This window comes from Myxococcus sp. CA039A, from assembly GCF_013336645.1.
In the GTDB taxonomy this organism is placed as follows: Bacteria; Myxococcota; Myxococcia; order Myxococcales; family Myxococcaceae; genus Myxococcus; species Myxococcus llanfairpwllgwyngyllgogerychwyrndrobwllllantysiliogogogochensis.
The window spans coordinates 1-2,869 of record NZ_JABUMQ010000587.1 but is presented as its reverse complement, the minus strand read 5'-3'; the positions used below and the strand labels follow the sequence as shown (position 1 = coordinate 2,869).

Here is a 2,869-nt window from a genome sequence, read left to right as displayed (position 1 = left end):
GGCCAAGCCGGCCGCCGCCGCGCCCGTCGCGGCTCCCGCCGAGGCGCAGCCCGCGCCCGCCGCCGAGGTGAAGGCCGAGGAGGCCAAGCCCGCCGCCGCCGAGGCCAAGCCGAAGGCTGGCAAGAAGGCCAAGAAGGCGGCCCCCAAGGCCGAGACCGCCACCGAGACCAAGTAGTCTCGATTTCCTCGTTCTGAGGAATCCACACGAGGGTGCCCTTCCAAGGGGGCGCCCTCGTGGCATTTTCAGGGTCTGTCCTGCCCCGGACACTTCGTCGCCGGCCCTGCCTGCTCGGAAAAGCACCTGTGTCATCTACACCCCTCCTGGGTCATTGTCTGCGGCACGAACTCTTGACTTTCAGTAAAACTGGGATTTGACAGAAACACAGTAATCGCGCTTAATGTGACTTCAGAGGATGACAGTCCGTTCCGGATACTTGCGGAACCCGTTGCAATTCGTCTTTTCCTGGAGTCACCCCATGGTGGAAGCCTTCTCGAAGGTGTCGGAAGCCTCGAAGCTCTTGCTGGAGAAGGGGCTCGGGCCCAGCACCGCCGTCGAGTCCCTGGGGATGGTCGGCCATGCGCTGGGCGTGGACCGGGCGTACATCTTCGAGAACCGCACGCAGCAGACGTACGGCCGGTTCGTGACGGACCTGCGCTACGCCTGGGCGGAGCCGCCCACCGCGTCCGCGCTGGCCAACCCCGTGCTGCGCGCCTTCTCCTTCCGGGACTTCGCGCCGGGCTGGGTGGACATGCTGGAGGCGGGAATGGTGGTGGCGTGCCCCACCCGTGACGCGCCGCCCATGATGCGGGACTTGTTGGAGCGCCAGGGGACGCAGTCGATCCTGCTGTGCCCCATCAACCCCTCGCGCCAGCAGTGGTGGGGGGTGGCCGTCTTCGAGGACTGCCGCCGTCCCCGGGCGTGGAAGCCCGAAGAGGTATCGCTCCTGAAGTCGCTGGCGCGGGCGGTGGCGGCGTCGGTGCGCCACGGGCAGATGCGCTCGTCGTTGGATCAGGTCCGCACCAGCCTGCGCGCGGCGGTGGGTCGCACTCCGGCTTCGGGGCACTGAGACTCGAAGTCGCTCCCCTGGTCGCCGGGCAGCCTGGGCATCGGCGACCCCCTCTCTCGCGCGTGGACACCTCCGCCGAGCGTTTCTGTTACCCTGGCGGCCCCCCTGCCCTACCGCCATGTCCTCCATTGACCCGACGGCGATAAGCCGGACCCGTTCCCCGGATCTCATCAGCGGCTACCGCCTCGAAAAACTCGTGGGTACCGGAGGCATGGGAGAGGTCCACAAGGCCACCCAGTTGTCGCTGGGTCGCACGGTGGCGGTGAAGCTGCTCAACGCGGAGCTGGCCAAGGACCCGTCCTTCATCGCGCGCTTCCAGAAGGAAGCCGCGGCCCTCGCCGCGCTGAGCCACCCCAACGTCGTCTCCATCGTCGACAAGGGGAAGACGGACGTCACCTACTACCTGGTGATGGAGTTCGTGGACGGGCCGTCGCTGCGCGAGTTGATCCGCGCCCCCCAGCTCGACATCTTCGGCGCGCTGCGGCGGATGCTCGAAATCTGCCGGGCGATTGAGTACGCGCACGGCCGAGGCGTCATCCACCGCGACCTGAAGCCGGAGAACATCCTGCTGGACCAGCAGGCGGGTGGCATCGCCAAGGTGTCCGACTTCGGGCTCGCCTCGTTCCTGGACGACGCGAGTCCCTCCTCGCGCTACGCGCTGACGTCCACGCACGTGTCCATGGGCACGCTGTCGTACATGGCGCCGGAGCAGCGGGTGGACGCGAAGAACGCGGACGCGCGCGCGGACATCTTCTCGCTGGGCGTCATCCTCTACGAGTGGCTGACCGGAGAGGTGCCGCTGGGCACGTTCGACCCGCCGTCCCAGCGCAAGCCGGGGCTGGACCCGCGCGTCGACAGCATCGTCACCAAGTGCCTCAAGCCGGACCCGGAGGACCGCTACCCGTCGGTCGCGGCGCTCATCGCGGACCTGGAGCTGCTCGTCCCTGGCAGCCTGCCGTCGATGCTGCCGGTGAAGCTCACGCGCGTGCAGCGCGTCAAGGCGGGCGTGCGCAAGGTCGTGCGCGTCGTGATGCAGACGGTCGCCGTGCTGATGGTGCTGGCGGCGAGCTTCGTGCTGGGCACCGCGTTCTACCTGAGCGGCGAGCGGCGCGTCCCCACCTCACCGGGCGCCACCATCATGGCGTACCTGGGCGAGCCGCGAATCCAGCCCGTGCCCGGGCGGGAGGAAGCAGGTCCCGAGCGCCGCAAGGTGACGTTGGGCGAGGGCCTCGCCGAGCAGAGCCTCGTGGTCGCCGGCAGGCCGGTGAACCTCGAGGACAAGACGCTCGTGTTCCCCTGGCAGGACGACACGACGGGCGTGGGGCGGGTGCGCGTGGACGTCACGCGACGGGAGGGAGACATCCTCAGCCTGACGGGCCAACTGCTCACCGAAGCGCCGCCGCCCACCTGGGAGCGCCGCCTGCGGGACATGTTCAGCCTGTACCAGCCTTCTGCGCCCCCCACCGTGGCCATGCTGCTGACGGGAAGCACCGGCCGCTACGTGGCGCTGGTGCACAACGGAGTGGGCGAGCCCTTGCGCCTGGAGTGGGCGCTGGGTGAGCGCCGGGGCGCGATGCTGGGCATGGAGTCGCCCCGAAGCGGCCCGGTGTCGCTCGAGCTGGCAGTGGACGCCGAGGGCCGGCTGGAGGCCTTCATGGGCACCGGCAAGGACCGTCGGGCCATCTTCGAACCGCTGGTGCTCGGCATCGGCTGGATGGACCAGTTCGGCGACGCGCCCTTCCCCGGCTTCGGCTGCATGGAGGCCACCTGCCGCGTCGCCGGCATCACCTACGTGCTGAAGC

2 protein-coding genes are annotated in these 2,869 nt (G+C 69.0%); both read left to right on the top strand.

Annotation, left to right across the window (positions count from 1 at the left end):
- The first annotated feature begins 476 nt into the window (after positions 1-476).
- The gene (locus HR086_RS46060; protein WP_141647437.1) at positions 477-1,067 is read left to right on the top strand and encodes a GAF domain-containing protein; all 591 of its coding nucleotides are present in this window, start codon (positions 477-479) and stop codon (positions 1,065-1,067) included.
- A gap of 118 nt (positions 1,068-1,185) precedes the next feature.
- Positions 1,186-2,869, top strand: a 1,684-nt coding sequence (locus HR086_RS46055; RefSeq protein ID WP_174468828.1) for a serine/threonine-protein kinase, incomplete at its 3' end; no start/stop codon positions are given.